16 protein-coding genes and 1 tRNA gene (1 of these 17 cut by a window edge) are annotated in these 17,252 nt (G+C 67.1%); 9 read left to right on the top strand and 8 right to left on the bottom strand.

The window, feature by feature from the left end; genetic code table 11:
* From B9A95_RS26005 to B9A95_RS26020, 4 genes are all read left to right on the top strand, one after another.
* A protein-coding gene (locus B9A95_RS26005) for an acyl-CoA dehydrogenase family protein (RefSeq protein WP_084049902.1) crosses the window boundary here: on the top strand, positions 1 to 761 show its 3' portion. Its footprint begins 382 nt before the window's first position; only the last 761 of its 1,143 coding nucleotides appear in the window; the start codon falls outside the window, past its left edge; the stop codon is at positions 759 to 761.
* A 285-nt stretch (positions 762 to 1,046) separates the two neighbouring features.
* A complete protein-coding gene (gene lon / locus B9A95_RS26010) occupies positions 1,047 to 3,512 on the top strand; it encodes an endopeptidase La (protein ID WP_084049903.1) in 2,466 nt (821 codons plus the stop codon).
* A 119-nt stretch (positions 3,513 to 3,631) separates the two neighbouring features.
* A complete protein-coding gene (locus B9A95_RS26015; protein WP_084049904.1) occupies positions 3,632 to 4,162 on the top strand; it encodes a YqgE/AlgH family protein in 531 nt (176 codons plus the stop codon).
* A 73-nt stretch (positions 4,163 to 4,235) separates the two neighbouring features.
* A tRNA-Asn gene (locus B9A95_RS26020) sits at positions 4,236 to 4,310 on the top strand.
* 427 nt (positions 4,311 to 4,737) lie between these two features.
* Here B9A95_RS26020 and rsgA read toward each other — a convergent pair.
* The 7 genes from rsgA to B9A95_RS35795 form a co-directional block, all read right to left on the bottom strand.
* A complete protein-coding gene (gene rsgA, locus B9A95_RS26025; protein WP_245808493.1) occupies positions 4,738 to 5,805 on the bottom strand; it encodes a ribosome small subunit-dependent GTPase A in 1,068 nt (355 codons plus the stop codon).
* 114 nt (positions 5,806 to 5,919) lie between these two features.
* On the bottom strand, positions 5,920 to 7,059 hold the full coding sequence (locus tag B9A95_RS26030; RefSeq protein WP_084049905.1) for a coiled-coil domain-containing protein: 1,140 nt from the start codon (positions 7,057 to 7,059) through the stop codon (positions 5,920 to 5,922).
* 129 nt (positions 7,060 to 7,188) lie between these two features.
* A complete protein-coding gene (gene acs, locus B9A95_RS26035) occupies positions 7,189 to 9,141 on the bottom strand; it encodes an acetate--CoA ligase (RefSeq protein ID WP_084049906.1) in 1,953 nt (650 codons plus the stop codon).
* 745 nt (positions 9,142 to 9,886) lie between these two features.
* Positions 9,887 to 10,147 carry a hypothetical protein gene (locus B9A95_RS26040; RefSeq protein WP_139806990.1) on the bottom strand — a complete coding sequence of 87 codons (261 nt, stop codon included), beginning with the start codon at positions 10,145 to 10,147 and terminating at the stop codon, positions 9,887 to 9,889.
* Between the two features lie 128 nt (positions 10,148 to 10,275).
* Positions 10,276 to 10,497, bottom strand: a complete 222-nt coding sequence (locus B9A95_RS35785; RefSeq protein WP_245808494.1) for a hypothetical protein — start codon at positions 10,495 to 10,497, stop codon at positions 10,276 to 10,278.
* An 11-nt stretch (positions 10,498 to 10,508) separates the two neighbouring features.
* Positions 10,509 to 10,868 (bottom strand): sodium:solute symporter family transporter, encoded by a 360-nt coding sequence (locus tag B9A95_RS35790; protein WP_245808495.1) that lies wholly within the window; start codon positions 10,866 to 10,868, stop codon positions 10,509 to 10,511.
* Positions 10,865 to 11,005: a DUF485 domain-containing protein gene (locus tag B9A95_RS35795; protein ID WP_245808496.1), complete on the bottom strand. Its 141-nt coding sequence runs from the start codon at positions 11,003 to 11,005 to the stop codon at positions 10,865 to 10,867. The genes B9A95_RS35790 and B9A95_RS35795 overlap by 4 nt, the downstream gene beginning before the upstream one ends.
* Positions 11,006 to 11,398: 393 nt before the next feature.
* On the opposite strand from B9A95_RS35795, the gene moaA reads away from it, so the two are divergent.
* The 3 genes from moaA (at position 11,399) to B9A95_RS26065 (ending at position 14,455) form a co-directional block, all read left to right on the top strand.
* Positions 11,399 to 12,412: a GTP 3',8-cyclase MoaA gene (gene moaA, locus B9A95_RS26055; protein WP_084049908.1), complete on the top strand. Its 1,014-nt coding sequence runs from the start codon at positions 11,399 to 11,401 to the stop codon at positions 12,410 to 12,412.
* Positions 12,413 to 12,642: 230 nt separating this feature from the next.
* Positions 12,643 to 13,335, top strand: a complete 693-nt coding sequence (locus tag B9A95_RS26060) for a GntR family transcriptional regulator (protein ID WP_084049909.1) — start codon at positions 12,643 to 12,645, stop codon at positions 13,333 to 13,335.
* A 235-nt stretch (positions 13,336 to 13,570) separates the two neighbouring features.
* Positions 13,571 to 14,455 carry a manganese catalase family protein gene (locus tag B9A95_RS26065; RefSeq protein WP_084049910.1) on the top strand — a complete coding sequence of 295 codons (885 nt, stop codon included), beginning with the start codon at positions 13,571 to 13,573 and terminating at the stop codon, positions 14,453 to 14,455.
* Positions 14,456 to 14,530: 75 nt separating this feature from the next.
* On the opposite strand, the gene B9A95_RS26070 is transcribed toward B9A95_RS26065, so the two are convergent.
* On the bottom strand, positions 14,531 to 14,878 hold the full coding sequence (locus B9A95_RS26070; protein ID WP_084049911.1) for a hypothetical protein: 348 nt from the start codon (positions 14,876 to 14,878) through the stop codon (positions 14,531 to 14,533).
* Positions 14,879 to 15,037: 159 nt separating this feature from the next.
* On the opposite strand from B9A95_RS26070, the gene B9A95_RS26075 reads away from it, so the two are divergent.
* Both B9A95_RS26075 and B9A95_RS26080 read left to right on the top strand, forming a co-directional pair.
* A complete protein-coding gene (locus B9A95_RS26075) occupies positions 15,038 to 15,661 on the top strand; it encodes a TetR/AcrR family transcriptional regulator (protein ID WP_084049912.1) in 624 nt (207 codons plus the stop codon).
* 108 nt (positions 15,662 to 15,769) lie between these two features.
* Complete coding sequence (locus B9A95_RS26080) at positions 15,770 to 17,251, top strand: ATP cone domain-containing protein (protein WP_084049913.1); 1,482 nt, start codon at positions 15,770 to 15,772, stop codon at positions 17,249 to 17,251.
* Position 17,252 lies beyond the last annotated feature (1 nt).

The raw sequence follows: 17,252 nt of genomic DNA on the forward strand, positions 1-17,252 counted from the left end.
CCAGCAGTGGTTCAGATGCCGCCAACATTCGCCTGCGTGCTGAGAAACGCGGCGACGCATACGTGCTGAACGGCACCAAGCACTACATCTCGAACGCACCCGTGGCTGGGCTACTCACCGTCATCGCCGTCACGGACCCCTTGGCAGGCACACGGGGCATGAGCGCTTTTCTCGTGGAGCCCCAGACCACCGCCGGTGTCCGCATCGGCAAGATCGATGAGAAGATGGGCCAGAAAGGTTCGCTGTCCGCCGAGGTGATCTTCGAGGACGCCGAAGTGCCCGCCGCCAACCTGTTGGGACCCGAGCACCGAGGCTACCGCGAGGCGCTGGGCATCCTCACCAATGGCCGCGTGGGCATTGCCGCGCGGTCCACCGGAGCCATGCAGCGCCTACTGGACCTCTCCACCGAGCATGCCAAGGCGCGCGAGCAATTCGGCAAACCTATTGCCGAATTTCAGGCCGTGCAGTTCATGCTTGCCGAGATGGAAGTGGCGATTCAGACCAGCCGCCTGCTGTGGCAGAAGGTGGCCTGGATGGTGGACGAGGGCCAGGACGTGCGCCGCATGGCGAGCGTCGCCAAGTACCACGCCACCGAGATGCTCTCCGAGGTGGCCGACAAGGCCGTGCAGGTGGCGGGCGGCATGGGCTACATGAAGGACTGGCCCGTCGAACGCTTCTACCGCGATCAGAGACTGCTGCGCATCTATGAGGGCACGAGCGAGATTCAGAAGCTGATTATCGCGCGAGACCTGCTGGGATGAGGCACTTGGGGTTGGGAAAACCCCTGACCCGCATCCCTCACGCCTCATCCCCTACCCCTTCAACGCTAAACGTTCCGTCAGCCTCCCGTGAGGGTTGTGTCATGTCGGGGGGCGTAGGGTTTTGACGTGGCAGACACGATTTAGGCCATGTGGCAGAGTGCGCATGGAGGCTTGCCTCAACCCCCCAGAGTTGATATAGTCGCACTCAAGTTTCCTGGTAGTCGCTCTGTTTGGCCCTGCCAGCAAGCCCCCTCCCAGAAGGACCCTCGGGCGAAAGGAGCCTCCATGCCCACTGAACAGACCCACACCCCGCTTCCCGCCAACGTGCCTGTGTGCCCGGTGCGGGGCAGCGTCATTTACCCGACGATGGTGCAGCACATCGACGCCAGCCGCGCCATCTCCATCGGGGCCATCGAAGCGGCCATGGGGGGCGAGAAGGTCATCCTGATCGTCTCGCAGCGCGACAAGGACGTTGACGACCCCCAAGGCAGCGACCTGTACGACGTCGGCACGGCCTGCAATGTCCTGCGCGTCCGCAAAAATCCCGACGGCACCGTGCAGATGCTGGTCTCCGCCGTGGCGCGCGCCCGCGTAACCCGCTACACGCGCGGCGAGTTCCTCAAGGCCGACATCGAGGTGCTGCCCGCCGAGGACGGCAATCCCACGGAGCTTCAGGCCCTGACCCGCGAACTGCGTGAGAAGTTCGAGACCGTCGCCTCGGGCGGCAAGATCAGCGCCGAGAGCGTGCAGACCATCCAGGGCAAGGACGACCCGGGCGAGATGGCGGACCACATCGCCTTCCACCTCGACTTCAAGCTGCCTGACAAGCAGGCGGTGCTGGAAGCCGCCCGCGTCACGGACCGCATTCGCCGTGTGCTGACCCTGCTGGACACCGAGCAGGAAGTGCAGGCCGTGCAAGCCCGCATCCGCGCTCAGGTCAAGGAAGAGATCGACAAGAACCAGCGCGAGTACTACCTGCGCGAGCAGATGAAGGTCATCCAGAAAGAACTCCAGGGCGGAGAGGACGGCGAGGAGGGCGACGAGGCCGAGCAGTTCCGCGCCAAGATCGACGCGCTGGAGCTCAAGCCGGAGATCAAGAAGGAAATCGACCGCGAGGTCAACCGCCTGGCCCGAATGCATCCCGACGCTGCCGAGGCGTCCGTCATCCGGACGTACCTCACCTGGGTCACCGAGCTGCCCTGGAATACCCGCAGCGACGACCGTCTGGAAGTTGCCGAGGCCGCCCACATCCTCGACGAGGACCACTACGGCCTGGAAAAGGTCAAGGACCGCGTGCTGGAATTCCTGGCCGTGCGCCGCCTGCGCAAGGAGCGGGCCGAGCGTGGCGAGTTGGACGCCGCCGAGGTCAACAAGGGCCCAATCCTGGTCTTTACGGGCCCTCCCGGCGTCGGCAAGACGAGCATCGCCCAGTCCATCGCCAAGTCGCTGGGCCGCAAGTACGTCCGGATCGCCCTTGGCGGCGCGCGCGACGAGTCCGATATTCGCGGCCACCGCCGCACCTACATTGGGGCGATGCCCGGACGCCTGATTCAGGGCATGCGGACGGCGGGCACCAAGAACCCGGTAATCTTGCTCGACGAGGTGGACAAGCTGGGATCGAGCTACCAGGGGGACCCCTCGGCCGCACTGCTGGAAGTGCTCGACCCCGCGCAAAACCAGCACTTCACCGACCACTACCTCGGCGTGGCCTTCGACCTCAGCGAGGTTATGTTTATCGCCACGGCGAACTACCCCGAACAGATTCCGCCCGCGCTGATGGACCGCATGGAAGTGATCGAGTTCTCCAGCTACATCGAACAGGAGAAGCTGGAGATCGCCAAGCGCTACCTGCTGCCCCGGCAGCTGACGGCCAACGGGCTAAAGCCCAACCAGATCAGCTTCACGGACGCGGCGCTCGAGCGCCTCATCAGCCACTACACCCGTGAGGCGGGCGTGCGTAATCTGGAGCGAGAGATCGGCACGGTGGCCCGGAAAGTCGCCCGCCGCATCGCCACGGGCGAGATCAAGCGCGTGAAGGTGACGGACAAGGAACTCGACCGTTACCTCGGCCAGGCCCGTTACACCCCCGAGACCGAGGGCCGCGAGGACAAGGTGGGCGTCTCGACGGGCATGTTCTACACCCCCGTGGGCGGCGACATCCTGTTTGTGGAGACGTCGGTGATGCCCGGCAAGGGTCTGGTCCTGACCGGGCAGCTCGGCGACGTGATGAAGGAATCGGCCCGCGCGGCCCTGACGTACATCAAGACCAACGCCGAACGCTTCCACATCGACCGCGAACGTATCGAGAACAGTGAGATTCACATTCACGTTCCGGCGGGCGCGATTCCGAAGGAAGGTCCCAGTGCGGGCGGCGCGATGGTCACCAGCCTCGTTTCGGCGCTGAGCGGTATTCCCGCCCGGCACGACGTGGCGATGACGGGCGAGATGACGCTGACCGGGCGCTACCTGCCTATCGGCGGCCTGAAGGAGAAGGTGCTGGGCGCGCGGCGCGCGGGCATCAAGCACATCATCATGCCCAAGGCCAACGAGGGCGACCTGCGTGACATCCCGCTGCACCTGCGTGCGTCGATGCGTTTCCACCCCTGCGAGACGGTAGACGAGGTTCTGGACGTGGCCCTGGTAGGCGGCCTCAAGGCCCTGGAGACCCCGCGTGACGGTGCGGGTACGGTGGCCGTTCCCCCCGTCACCAAGCGCAAGAGCACCCGGCGCAGCCCGGACGCCCGCGCGTAAACCGACGCTCCTCTCCCCACATTCCGGCCCCTGCCCAGACGGCGGGGCCTTCTTCATTCATCCTCCATCTGTCGCCGCCTGCGCTGCGCCGCCCCAGCACGTCCCCGTATCCTGACCTCATGACGGTGCCGCTCACGTTCCTGGTCGCCAGTCCCCATCTGCACGGCAGCCTGTTCGGCGGGGCCGTGATCCTGCTGCTGGAGCACGACACCTCGGGCGCAATGGGCCTGCTGCTGACCGCCCCCCTGCACCAGAGCGTGGCCGAGTTACTGCCGGACCTGCCTGGAGGCGAGCGGGGCAGCGTGTGGTCCGGTGGTCCCGTGGAGCCCGGCGTGGGCTGGTGCCTGTACCGCACGCCGCTGAAACTGGAGGGTGAGGTGCGCCTCGCGCACGGCCTGTGCGTCACGAGCAGCCTGGACGTGCTGCACGCTGTGGCGGCCAGCGGACAGGACTACCTGCTGCTGCTGGGCTACGCGGGCTGGGCGGCCGGACAGCTCACCGAGGAGGCGCGGGAAGGGACCTGGCTGTGGGTGGAGCAAGACACACCAGAACTGGTGTGGGACGTACCAGCCGCGTCACGCTGGCAATCGGCGCTGGACCGCCTCGGCGTCAAGCCTGGCACCATCATGCCCGGCGGCGCGCAGGCCTGAAGGCTGGGCTTGCAACCCCCGGGGACGCGTGCTACTATCCCTCTCGCGCCGGAAACGGCCGCAGCCACGGTATTCGGCAGTAGCTCAGTGGCAGAGCATCCGACTGTTAATCGGACGGTCGTTGGTTCGACCCCAACCTGCCGAGCCAGAAGAGGGAACCCCGTCAAGGACGGGGTTTTTTCGTTTTTGAGCACTGGACGGGGCCAGGAGGGGCCTACGCGAAACCGGAGGCCTGCTCCGTGGCTGCCCTCTCCCTTGATCCGCCTGCGTGCTTGAAATGCGGGGAAGCGGCCCTGGCAGGGCAACTGGAAGCGTTCTCCGAGTGACCTGTGCGGGGGAAAGCACCACACCCACGCTATTCTCCGGCCTGCCTCCAGAGCATTGGTCAACGTGCGGACTTCTTTTTGACCCAGCCCGGCGAGCGAACCTGAATGCGCATTGCGAAGAATGGAGCCGTGAGGGCTGCCCTTATACACGCGGCGCAATTCGGTCAAATGCTCTTCATTCACCCGCGCTGTTCCGCAGCTTGACGCGTCCGCTTGGACAAAAGACACCTCCTTCTTTTGTCCAGTGCGCTAACGTTTCTTCGGTCGACGTAGCGGAAGGCCGCGCGACTGCTGATAAGCGGTTAACGTTTCAGCGGTGATTTTGCCCTGCTGAACAGCGCGCTTGACAGCGCAACCGGGCTCGGTGGTGTGGGTGCATTTGCGGTAGCGGCAGTCGGCGGCCACCTCCTCGATCATCTCGAACCCGGCGGGCTGCCCCGCCATGTCCCAGACGGCGATGTCACGTAATCCGGGATTGTCGATCAGCAGACCGCCCTCCGGGAGGGCATAGAGCGTACGGGCCGTGGTGGTGTGGCGGCCCTGTTGATCGCTCTGACGCACCGAACCTGTGAGGGCCGCCTCCCGCCCCAGGAGCCTGTTGGTGAGCGTTGACTTGCCCACCCCGGACGAGCCGATCAGGGCGGCCGTGACCCCCGGCTGGAAGTAGGCACGCAGCGCTCCGAGCCCACGCTCCTCGGCAGCGGCGATCTCATGAACGGGCAGCCCAGACGCCAAGGCCCTGATCTGCTCCACAAACGGGGCCGTATCCCGCACCAGGTCCGTTTTGTTCAGCAGGACCACGGGCCGCACCCCGCTCTGCCTCACAGCTGCCACGTACCGCCCCAACCGCAGCAGATCGAAGTCCTCATCCGGCGTGGTGACGATAAAGACCAAGTCGACGTTGGCCGCGATGATCTGCTCCGTCAGACCGCCGTTCACTGCCCGCGCGAAGGTGGTCCGGCGGGGCAGAACGTGGACGATCCGCAGGGGCTGCCCCGCCGGGAGCCGCTGAACGACGAGCCAGTCTCCAATCACGGGCTGTGAGAGCGGCTCTGCCGCGTGTTGCCGCAGCGTGCCGGCCAGGAGCGCTTCCTCGGGCCCCTGGGCCGTCCAGACCTGATACGCCGCCCGCTGGGCACCCACGATGCGGCCTACCTCCAGCTCCGTCCCAGCTTCCGGCGAGAAAGCGGCCATAAATGGGGCAGCGGCCTGTGCGAAAAAGTCGGTCCACCCCAGGTCCTGAAGAGGATGACCCACGGCCCCCTTCACCGTCGACTCCTGCGGGGACACCGGGCGAGTTGCTGCTGGAAAGGCCACATGGCGCTAGGGTAGACCCTCGTTCGTCCCGCCCGGCTTCATCCAAGCTACAGAACGGTAAGGAAAAAGAGGATGCCCCCGTGGGGACACCCTCTGATACCGCAGGTTGCGACTTTAGAAGCGGAATTTGATTCCGGCAGCGATGGAACTGATGCTCGCCCCAGTGCCGTTGAAGTAGTAGTGCTGACGGGCCTCGCCGAAGACGGCGAAGCGGTCGGTAAAGCGGTAGTCCACGCCCACAAGCAGCTCGCTGAAGGTGCTCTGGATAGCGAAGTTATACCCGCCGCCTGCACCCAGGATGCCGTCGGAGCGGCCCAGGCTGGCGCGGTAGGTGGCGATGGCGCTCACGCTGTTGCCGGGGGTGGAGCCGGAGACGCGGAAGTCGCCGGTCAGGCGCACACCGAAGCCACCATTCAGGGCGTCGTTACCGGCCATGACGCGGACCATCGAGCCCACGTTCTGCTGCAAGACGCTGTAATACGACACCCCGACGAAGTTGCCGTAGCGGAAGGGAGGGGCGGGGGGCACGAAGTCGCGCCCGGCCGGGCCCTGCTCGCCCTGGGGTCCTTGGGGTCCGACGGCGCCCGTCTCACCCTGGGGGCCTGCCGGACCCTGGGGCCCAGTCGCACCAGCAGGACCCGCTGGGCCCTGAGGACCGGCAGGCCCAGCTTCACCGGCAGGACCCTGGGGACCCGCCTCGCCCGCCGGACCGGCAGGACCCGCCTCGCCCGCCGGACCGGCAGGACCGGCTTCGCCGGCAGGACCCGCCGCGCCGGCTTCACCCGCAGCACCGGCCGTGCCAGCGGGCAGGTTCGCGATCGCGGCCTGCAACTCGGCAATCTGCGTCTGCAGGGCGTTGATGGCGTCTTGCTGGGCAGCGAGCTGGGCGCGCAGCTCTTCCAGACCGGTCAGGGCCTGCTGCAGACCCTGGCGCAGCGTGTCGAGTTCGGCCGGGTTGAAGGTGCTCTGCTGGGTGGGCAGGCTGGCGATGACGCGGGCGAGCACCTGCGCGACTTCCTGGCGGGTAATCGCGCTGCACCAGTCGAAGGTGCCGTCGGGGTAGCCGATAAAGTAACCGCGCTGGGTTACGAGTTCGATGGCCGCCTTGGCCCACTCGCCGGGCATGCAGTTCTGCACGGGGGCGCTCGTAACGACGGTGGCCTTGGGTGTCACGGGAGCAGGAGCAGAACCCGCTCCACCCGCAAGGGCGGTGGGGCTCAGCAGCAGCAGGCCGGTCAGAATGGCTTTCTTCATGTGTCGTTCCTCCTAAGTGCTTCGTGAGCAACAGGTGATATGGGCCACCTTACCTCATTGTCTTCACACAGTGGGGAAAAATCAGGAAGGTGAGCTTCCGCTAAAAGCAGTCCTAAGGAAAGGCGTCCGTTAAACGAAGGGTGTGGCGGCCAACCGCTCCAGCACACCGGGGTCCTCCAACGTACTCGTGTCGCCCTGGATCTCCTTGCCCGCGGCGAGCTGCCGCAGGAACCGGCGCATGATCTTGCCACTGCGGGTCTTGGGCAGGGCGTCGGCAATCAAGATGGCGTCGGGGCGGGCCAGGGCACCGATTTCACGGCTGACGTGCGCGCGCAGGGCCACCGGGTCCACCTCGTACCCGACCTGGGGCAGGACGAACGCGACCACGCTCTCGCCCTTGACCTCGTCGGGGCGACCCACGACGGCGGCCTCGGCGACCGAGGGGTGAGCCACCAGGGCCGACTCGATCTCCATGGTGCCCAGGCGGTGGCCGGAGACGTTGAGGACATCGTCCACCCGGCCTATCACGGTGACGTAGCCGTCCGCGTCGCGCCTCGCCCCGTCGCCCGCGAAGTACACGCCCGGAATCTCTTCCCAGTAGCTTCTGCGGTAGCGCTCGTCGTCGCCGTAGACGGTGCGGAACATGGACGGCCAGGGACGTTTGATGACCAGCAGGCCGCCCTCGTCGGGTCCGAGTTCTGTGCCCGCATGGGTCATGATGGCGGGCTCGACGCCGAACATGGGCAGCCCCGCGCTTCCAGGTTTGCTGGGATGCGCGCCGGGCAGGGTGGTGAGCATGATCGCGCCCGTCTCGGTCTGCCACCAGGTGTCAACCACCGGGCAGCGGTTCCCACCGATTACGCGGGCGTACCACATCCACGCCTCCGGGTTGATCGGCTCGCCCACCGAGCCCAGCAGGCGCAGGCTGCTGAGGTCGTAACGCCCCGGCAGATCGTCACCCTGGCGCATGAACGAGCGGATGGCGGTGGGTGCCGTGTACAGAATGGTCACCCGGTGCTTCTGGATGACGTCCCAGAAGCGGCCCCAGTCGGGGTGGTTGGGCGCGCCCTCGTACATGACCACCGTCGCGCCGTTGAGCAGCGGGCCGTACACGCTGTACGAGTGCCCCGTTACCCAGCCCACGTCGGCGGTACACCAGTACACGTCGTCGTCACGCAGGTCAAAGACCGTCTGGGTGGTGAGGTACGTGCCCACCATGTAACCGCCCGTCGTGTGCAGCACCCCCTTGGGTTTGCCCGTGCTGCCCGAGGTGTAGAGGATAAAGAGGGGATGCTCGCTGTCCAGCGCGGCGGCCTCGTGTTCCGCGTCGGCAGCGGCGAGCGCGTCGCGCCACCACACGTCGCGGCCCGGCTGCATGGGGGCGTCACAGTTCGCGCGGCACACCACCAGCATCTTCTCCAGGGTAGGCGCGTTTTTCGCGGCTTCGTCGGCGTTCGCCTTGAGGTTCACCAGCCCGCCCCGGCGCTGCCCCGCGTCAGCGGTGATCAGCACCTTGCTCTGGGCATCGTTGAGGCGGTCCGCCAGGGCGCTCACGGAAAAGCCCCCGAACACCACGCTATGAACGGCTCCAACGCGCGCGCAGGCGAGCATGGCGATGGCCGCCTCGGGCACGAGGGGCATGTACAGCGTCACGCGGTCTCCGGCCTGCACCCCCAGAGCGGTAAGGGCGTTCGCCGCCTTTTTGACCTCAGCGAGCAGCTGCGAATAGGTGAAGGTCCGCACCTCACCGTCCTCGCCCTCCCAGACGATGGCGCGTTTGTCACCCAGTCCCCGGGCCACGTTGCGGTCCAGCGCGTTATGGGCGATGTTCGTCTCTGCACCGACAAACCAGCGGGCGTGGGGCGGCTGCCAGTCGAGGACCTGCCGCCAGGGGGTCGTCCAGTCCAGTTCACCGGCCACATCGGCCCAGAAGCCGTCGGGATCACCCAGGCTGCGGCGGTAGAGTTCGTCGTACCGCTCGCGCGAGACGCGGGCCTGGGCAGCGAATGCCTCGGGCGGCGCGATCACGCGCGTTTCGTGCAGCACATTGTCAATCTGGTCTGAGACGGTGAGGTCAGACATGGGGGCTCCTCCGGAGAATGAGGCGAAATCAACTGGGCGTGGCGTCACTGTAGCGCTCCCGCCCACACCGCCCTGGACGGCCTGTCGGCACCGTTACGCGAAAAGTACTGAACCGGGTTCAAGCGGGGCAGCCGGATCACAGAGGGGGGGCGGGCCTGGCCGTGATGGGTCCCCGCCCCCCTTCGTGCCGCCGGTCAGCCGGGCACGGCCACCGTACCGTCCACGCCGCACCGGTGTAGGCCCGGAACGGCATCTCCCCGAACACCTGAATGTCGTCCTCGCGGCGGCCGCGCCGACCAGGGTGACGAGGACCGCAAACAGGAACCCGCCAGAGACCGAAAAGAGGCCGGGTTTTCCAGCGGGAAGGTCGGGGCGCGCTAAACCGGGTGGCGGCCAGTGGTCACGTCCGGCTTGTCCACCCTCATGGTGTTGGGCGAGACGGCGATCAAGGCCAGGCGGGTCAGAATGCCGCCCGCGTTGCACCGGATGGCCCCATTGGCGTTGGACTCGGGCCAAAACAGCGTAAACAGGATCAGGGGCAGATTTGAAGCTCGCCATGAAGGCGAGCGCTTCGAGAGACGCCACGTTCTGCGTCTGTCGAGCAGACCGGGCCCGCTGGCGACGACCCCGCTGGCGACGGTGGCGATCCGGGCTCCCCGGAACTGTTTGCCCTCGCCGGCCTGGCCCTTCTTGATTCCCCATTGTGGATGTCGGGGGTAAAGGAGGTGCTCGCCGCGGTGGTCCGCTACGCAACGACGGCCGGAAGGGGCGCGAAGGCCAGCTCCAGCTCTCCCCCGAAGGTGCCCTTCCCGCCGAAGGGGGCTTCGGCGAGCAGGGGAGCGGCCATGTTCCGGGCCTTGTTCGCCGTCTCGATGGCGTCCTTGCCAACAAGCACCGTGGCCGCGTTGCCCTTGAAGGCGCCCATCAGGACCATGGCCCACATCCCGCTCTTGCGGGCGTCCTGCGCCGTGGGCACCGTATAGCGCCGCCGCGCGCGGAAGGGCACCCCTCACGGCGACATTTTCCCCCATACGCATTTCGCTCGCCGGACCCGGTCAAAAAGAAGTCCGCACGTTGACACATGCGCCAGAACCGCACCAGGATGTGGGACCGCCCAGCGCCAGCGAGATCAGGTCAATGGGATTTTTGTACTTCGCGCCCGCGCCCGGAAACCCGGGGCCGTTTTTGGCCTCGACCTGCTCTCAGGAGGGCCGGCAGATTCCAGCCGAAGCGGCTCAAGATCAGCGCCGTCATCACGGTGGCGAGCATCACCAGCGGGACCACCACGCTGGCCTTCAGGATCCCGCCCGGCGGCAGGCTGATCAGCGACCCCGCTCCCCCGCCCTGAGCGATCAAGTCAACGGTGCTTACCACGATGGGGCTGACCGCCGAGCAAGTCCGTACCCGGGGTCGCGCAGGCGGTAGACGAGCATGTCGGCCAGGGTGGACTTGCCGAGCTTACGCAGCGGCTCGGCCACGACGAACAGCTCCGTGAGGTACGCGGTGAACCGGCCGACCGAGGACATGAAGCTGCCGTAGCCGTTCAGGGCGATGAGGTCCGTAATGCCCAGAAAGGACGCCGCGCTCACGTGGTTCCCGGCGATGGCGATACCGTTTTGCGCGGCGCTGATTCGCCCCCCTGCCACGCAGGAGTCGCCGACCGAGGTGTGGTGCCGGCTGGCCCAGAAGATGGTGCCCAGGGTGATCGCCCGGAGGAGAAAGGTCATGGACGGGCTTCCGCCGCCAGCCGGTCGAAGGCCCGGGCCCACATGACGTGCAGCGCCGCTCGCACCCACCCCATCCCGAACTCCAGGAACGCGAGGACACAGCCGGAAGGGACGTCGCCCAGCACCTTGGTGGTCATCAGGGGCTTGCGGTACTCCGCTGGAACCGGCAGCAGGAAATAAATACAGCACCAGGAACGTGACCGTCTCGTTCAGCGTGAAGCGGTTGCGCTCCGCCACCAGCCTTGTGTTGGCGGGGCTATGGGCGGACGGGAAGCCAGACTGCATGCGGGGTACAGCCGTGCGTGCCCCCTGAACGGCAAAGGGGAACGGGACGAGGGTGCCAGGCGAGGCAGGCTGCACAGGACGGAGCCGTGGATTGCCGGAGAGTCCGCAGCGTTAAAGTCCAGCGGGGCAAAAGCAGTGGACCCGGTTCAGCGCCCGGATGCGCGGTCCAGATCCACGTCTAGGAGAGTCCGGCAAGCGTAAGCGCCGTTCTGTCGCCCCGGTTCCCCGCCGCGTATGGTGGGGGCGTGCTGCGTGACCGGCTGAACCGTCCCCTGCGAGACCTGCGGCTGAGCGTGACGGACCGCTGCAACCTGCGCTGCACCTACTGCATGCCCGCCGAGGTCTTCGGCCCTGATCACGCCTTCTTGCCCCGCGGCGAGCTGCTGAGTTTCGAGGAACTCGAACGCCTCGCCCGCCTCTTTGTGGACCTGGGCGTCCGCAAACTCCGCCTCACCGGCGGCGAGCCGCTGCTGCGCCGGGACCTGCCCGACCTGGTCGCCCGCCTCGCCCGCCTCCCCGGTGCCGAGGACATCGCCATGACCACCAACGGGCTGCTGCTGCCCCGCCTCGCCGCCGATCTGAAGGCCGCAGGCCTAAAGCGGGTCACCGTCAGCCTCGACAGCCTGGACCCGCAGGTGTTCGGCCAGATGAACGGTCTGAACGTTCACCCGGACCGGGTGTTGGACGGCATCGACGCCGCCCTGCGTGCCGGCCTCGGGGTCAAGGTCAACACGGTGGTGCAGCGCGGCGTGAACGACGCGGGGCTGCGCGCCCTCTGGCTGACGCTGCGCGAGCGGGCCACCGTGCGCTTTATCGAGTTCATGGACGTGGGCAACCACAACGGCTGGAATCTGGACGCGGTCGTGCCCTCGCGGGAGGTGCTGGCCCGGCTGGCAGGGGATGGGCGGGAGGAGGGCAACAGGGCGGAATTTCAGGCAGCGGCTCCAACACACCGGGGTGAGGTGGCAGCGCGGTACACGGACGGGGCGGGGCACGAGGTGGGGCTGATCAGCAGCGTGACCGCACCGTTTTGCGGCGACTGCACCCGGGCACGCCTGTCGGCAGTGGGGGTGCTCTACACCTGCCTGTTTGCGGCAACGGGGACCGATCTGCGCGCACCGCTGCGCGCCGAGGCGACGGACGAGGAACTGCGGCGGCTCGTGGCGGACGTCTGGCAGGGCCGGCGAGACCGTTACAGCGAGGAGCGCGGTGAGGTGACGGGACGGCAGAAGGTGGAAATGTCACATATTGGAGGGTGAACCCGGCAAGGCTGGCCAACCCCAGGTTTCTCCTTCCCACCCTGAATGGGAAGCGGCGCTGCGGCCTTTCTTTCAGCTATTCTCCAGCCAGAAGCGCTTCTATTTGAAAAGTGACTTGCTCCACAACGCGGGGGGTTCTTCCACCCCCTACCCTTGTGTACTGTGGACACCAACTCTAAGATGGGTGTCCAGAAGGCCCTCCGCGCCGGCGGCGGGGCTTGGAGGGATGCATGGCGAAATACCCGCTCATCAAGACGACGCTGAAAGACCGCCTGCTGGGCGGCCACTACCAAGAAGGCCTGCCGTTGCCCAGCGAACCCCAACTCGCGCGTGAATTCGAGGTCTCGCGCATGACTGCCCGCCGCGCCATCGACGAACTGGAGCGCGAGGGCTACGTGTACCGCGTGCAGGGGGCCGGGACCTTTCCCACCGGCAAACGCTTTCGGCAGGGCATGTTCCGCGTCCGGCCCTTCAAGGAGTGGGCGCGGCACCCCGATCACCGCACCCAGGTGCTGCGCGCCATGCAGATCGACGCCACGCCGGAGATCGCCCACGTGCTGCAACTTCAGCCCGGAGACCCGGTGATGTTCGTTCACCGCCTGCGCACAGCGGGCGACGAGGCCCTCGTGATCGAGAAGCGCTACATCAGCGCGGCGGTGGCCCCCAGCCTGCTGGACCACAACCTCAGCGCCGAGAGCGTCCATGAGGTCATGGTGGCGCTGGGCGTGCCCCTTACGCGCGTGGAGCAGAACTTGGAGGCCGTTAACCTGCGCCAGGAGGAGGCGGACCTGCTGCGCGTTCCCCTGGGCACGGCGTCCTTCCTGTTGCGCCGCACCACCTACAGCGGGGCGAAACGGGTGTCTTACGTGAACTATTGGGTACGCGGCGACCGCTATGCTTTTCAGGACAGTTTCGAGCCTTAACGCCCGGCGCAGAACAGAAGGCCGGGGGCGGGAGAACGCTTCCGGCCTCTGTCCTGCCTTCAGGGTGAGGGCTGCGCCGGCCTGTCCTCTCCGGAGGGGATAAAGCAGCCCTCACCTCTTTCCCAGACCAGCCACCGTTTTGCTCTGCGTTTGCTGACGCAGACTTCATCCGGTGGGGGTGGGGGGTTTGTTCCAATGGCCCGACTGACCGCGAAGGCGGACAGGAGGGAGCCCTATGTTTTATTACGACGGCAAGTTGCAGTATCCGGTCCGCGTCGAAACGCCCGATCCCCGCTTTGCGCGCATGCTTCAGCAGGCCATCGGGGGCGTGGAGGGCGAGATTCGCGTCTGCCTGCAGTACCTGTTTCAGTCGTTCGGCGCGCGCGGCCCAGCCAAGTACAAGGACATGCTGCTCGCGACGGGCACCGAGGAAATCGCTCACATCGAGATGCTCGCCACCGCCGTCGCCCTGAACCTCGAGGGCGCGGGCAGCGCCGCGCAGGAAGCCGCCGCCAAGGCCAACCCCATGGTCGAGGCCGTCATGGGCGGCATGGACCCACGGCAGTTCCTGTCGGCAGGCATGGCGGCCCTGGCCTCGGACGCCAACGGCGTGCCTTTCGACGGCTCGCACATCTACGCCAGCGGCAACCTCGCGGCCGATATGTACGCCAACGCCACAGCCGAGGCCACCGGGCGCGTCCTGGCCTGCCGCCTCTTTGAACTTACCGACGACCCCGGCATGAAGGACATGTTGCGTTTCCTGATCGCCCGCGACACCATGCACCAGCAGCAGTGGCTGGCTGTGATCGAGGAACTCGGCGGCCACCAGGGCGTGCTGCCCATTCCCAACTCCTTCCCGCTGGAGGAGGAGGTACGCGACGTGAGTTACGTCTACTTCGCGCCGGGCATCGAGGGCACCACGCCGCCCCAGGGCCGCTTTACCGAGGGCCCCTCGCTGGACGGCCTGGGGCAGTTCGAGTTGCGCCCCGCCCAGCCCTTTGGCCAGAAGCCCGTGCTCGCGCCGCCGCTGCCGATGGCGTACGCGGAGACGCAGCAGATGCTCGGGACGGCCGGCGGCTTGACCGACGACGGGCTGCCGACGTCGGAGACGCAGGGCTAAAGCAGATGCCCAAACGAAACCCCGCCCATTGCGGCGGGGTTTCGTTTGTAGATGGCCACGGCGGCTCTCCGCGCGTCAGCTGTCCGGATTCGCCTCCCAGTCCGTCAACGCGTATGCCCCGGCCACCGTGCTCGCCAGCGCGAGGAAATAGGCGCGTTCGCGGCTGCCCTCCTGCAGCGAGGCGGTGAGCAGCAGCGCCGGAATGGTGGACAGTTCGGTCTTGCCGTGGACCGGAAAGGGAATCTCGCGGCGGATGGCGAGCGGATAGTCGGTCAGGGCGGAGACGAGCAGGTAGGACCCGGCGAGCGCGTAGGAAACCTTGCGCGCGGTAGGGCTGAGTTTCAACAGGTGGGGCGCGGCGAGCATCAGCGCGCAGGAGCCGTAGTCGAGGAAGCCGTGAAGGCGGGGAGTGACGGGTTTCATGGCTTCAGCATGGGGGGCGCGCTGGCCCCACGTGTTGCGTTTTCCCCAAATGGCGTTGAGGTTGTTCTACGGCCTCTCCACATCTGGCCAGTTGCCTTGCTCCCCTCTAGATTGGACGTGGTGCAATTTTGGACTGAAGACGCTATACCTAGTTTCATCATGGATGCGTCGTCGCTGAGAGAACGCCAGAAGGAACGCCGCCGCGCGCGGATCTACTCCGTGGCGCTCGACCTGTTTAAGCGGGGGGGGTTTCAGGCGACGACGGCCACCGACATTGCCCGGGCCAGCAACGTCTCGCGCGGAACGTTTTTCAATTACTACCCCTACAAGGAAGCGGTGCTGCTCGACTACGGCAGCGAGGTGATGGAGCGCCTGCGCGACAAGGCCGAGGCCCGCCTGCAGGAAGGCGCAGCGCCTCTGACCGTGCTGTACGAAGTCTGGCACGAGCTGGCTGAGGAAAACGGCCGCGAGCGGGACCTCTTTCCGCCGCTGGCCTATGAGGTGATGAACCCCAACCCCGAGCGCGCCCGCACCGCGTACCAGGCGCTGCCGCTGAGTAAGGTGATCGAGCTGATCCTGCGGCCCCTACACCAGGCCGGGCAGATTCGCACGGACCTCAGCCTGCAGCGCATCAGCAACCTGATCGCCGACACCTACTTGATGGTGGCGCTGCGCTGGAGCGCCTACGGCACGGACCGCACCCTGCAGGAGGAAACGCGCCTGGCGCTGGACCTGCTGCTTGAGGGGGCGCTGAAGCGTGAGGGCGGTTCGGGCGCGAGCTGACACAGCGTCCACATCCGCTTCTCTTTTTGCCCACTGAGCCCCTACAATGCCCCCCGGCCCGGCTGTCAGGACTCTCCGGCCAGCAGGTCCCGCGCCGAGGTGGACCGCATGACGCAACCCGAACTCACGGTGGGTAGCCCCCAGCACCACTGGCCCTTCAGCCGGGGGCTGGTGGTGGAGTCGCTGGTCAATGCCGGCGCGAGCGGCCCCGTGGCGGCGGCCGCCGCGCGGCGGGTGGAACAGCAACTTCGGGCCGCGCGCCGCTCGCCCGTGTCTCCGGCAGACCTGCAGGCGCTGATGGTGGAGGTGGCGCGGGAGGTGGCGGGTGAGGAAGTGGCGCGCGCCGCCGCAGCGCAGACGCCCGCCTTTTTCGACATCTTCGTGAAGGCGAAAAAGGGCACGCTGCCCTTCAGCCGGGGCGTGCTGGCGCGGACACTGGAAGACACCGGCCTGTCGCCCAGGGACGCCTACGGCACCGCGAGCGAGGTGGACGTGCGGTTGCGGCAACGCGGTGTGCGCGAGCTGAGTGTGGGAGACCTCGACGCGCTGATCGAGCAGACGCTGGTGGGGCGCTACGGCGAGCACCTGCGCCTAACCTACCGCTTCCTCCAAGGCAACCGCGGCAAGCTGGGGGTGGTCAGCGCGTCGGGCGGCGCGCCGGTGCCCTTTTCCAAAGGGCTGCTGGTGCAGTCGCTACTCGCGGCGGGCGTGGCCCCCGACGTGGCCAGGAAGGTGGCGCGCGTGACCCAGCGTGACCTGCGCGGTCACGAGGACCGGGTGGTGACCCGGCAGGCCGTGCGGGAGAAGGTGGAGGCCTTGCTGCGCGACGAGGTGGGCCCCGACGTGAGCGCGCGCTACCGCCTCCTGCGGGTCATCCGCCGCCCGCCACGGCCCCTCATCGTGCTGCTCGGCGGCGTCTCGGGCACTGGCAAAAGCTTTCTGGCCGCCGAGGTGGCCTACCGCCTGGGCATCACCCGGGTCATCAGCACCGACTCGATCCGGGAGGTCATGCGGGCCGTGGTGTCGCGCGAACTCGTCCCCGGCCTGCACGCGAGCACCTTCAACGCCTGGGAAGCGCTGCTGCCGCCCGGTGATCCCCGGCCCGAGACGCCCTCGCGGGAGCAGCTGCTCGCCGGCTTTCGGGACCAGGTGGCGCAGGTCAGCGTCGGCGTGGGGGCCGTGGCGCGGCGCTCCATTGAGGAGGGCACCAGCCTGGTGCTGGAGGGCGTGCATCTGGTCCCCGGCTACTTGCGTGCCGCCGACTACGCTGGGGCCCTGATCGTGCCCATGCTCGTGACCCTACCCAACGAGGACGAGCACAGGCGGCACTTCCAGGCCCGGGACCAGGAGACATCAGCCAACCGCCCCCTGCACCGCTACATGCACTATTTCCGCGAGATTCGGGGGATGCAGGACGAACTCGAAGCGCTTGCCGCGCGCGAGGACGTGCCCCTGCTCGACGGCCTAACCCTGGACGAGAGCGCCGATCAGGCCGTGGACGTGGTGCTGCGCCGCGTGATGGCGGCCCTGACCCCCAATGAGCGCCTGGCCCTGCTGGGTGAGGAAGACGGCAGCGGGGAGGGGCAGTGAG

The sequence above is a fragment of the Deinococcus hopiensis KR-140 genome, from assembly GCF_900176165.1.
Classification (GTDB): domain Bacteria; phylum Deinococcota; class Deinococci; order Deinococcales; family Deinococcaceae; genus Deinococcus; species Deinococcus hopiensis.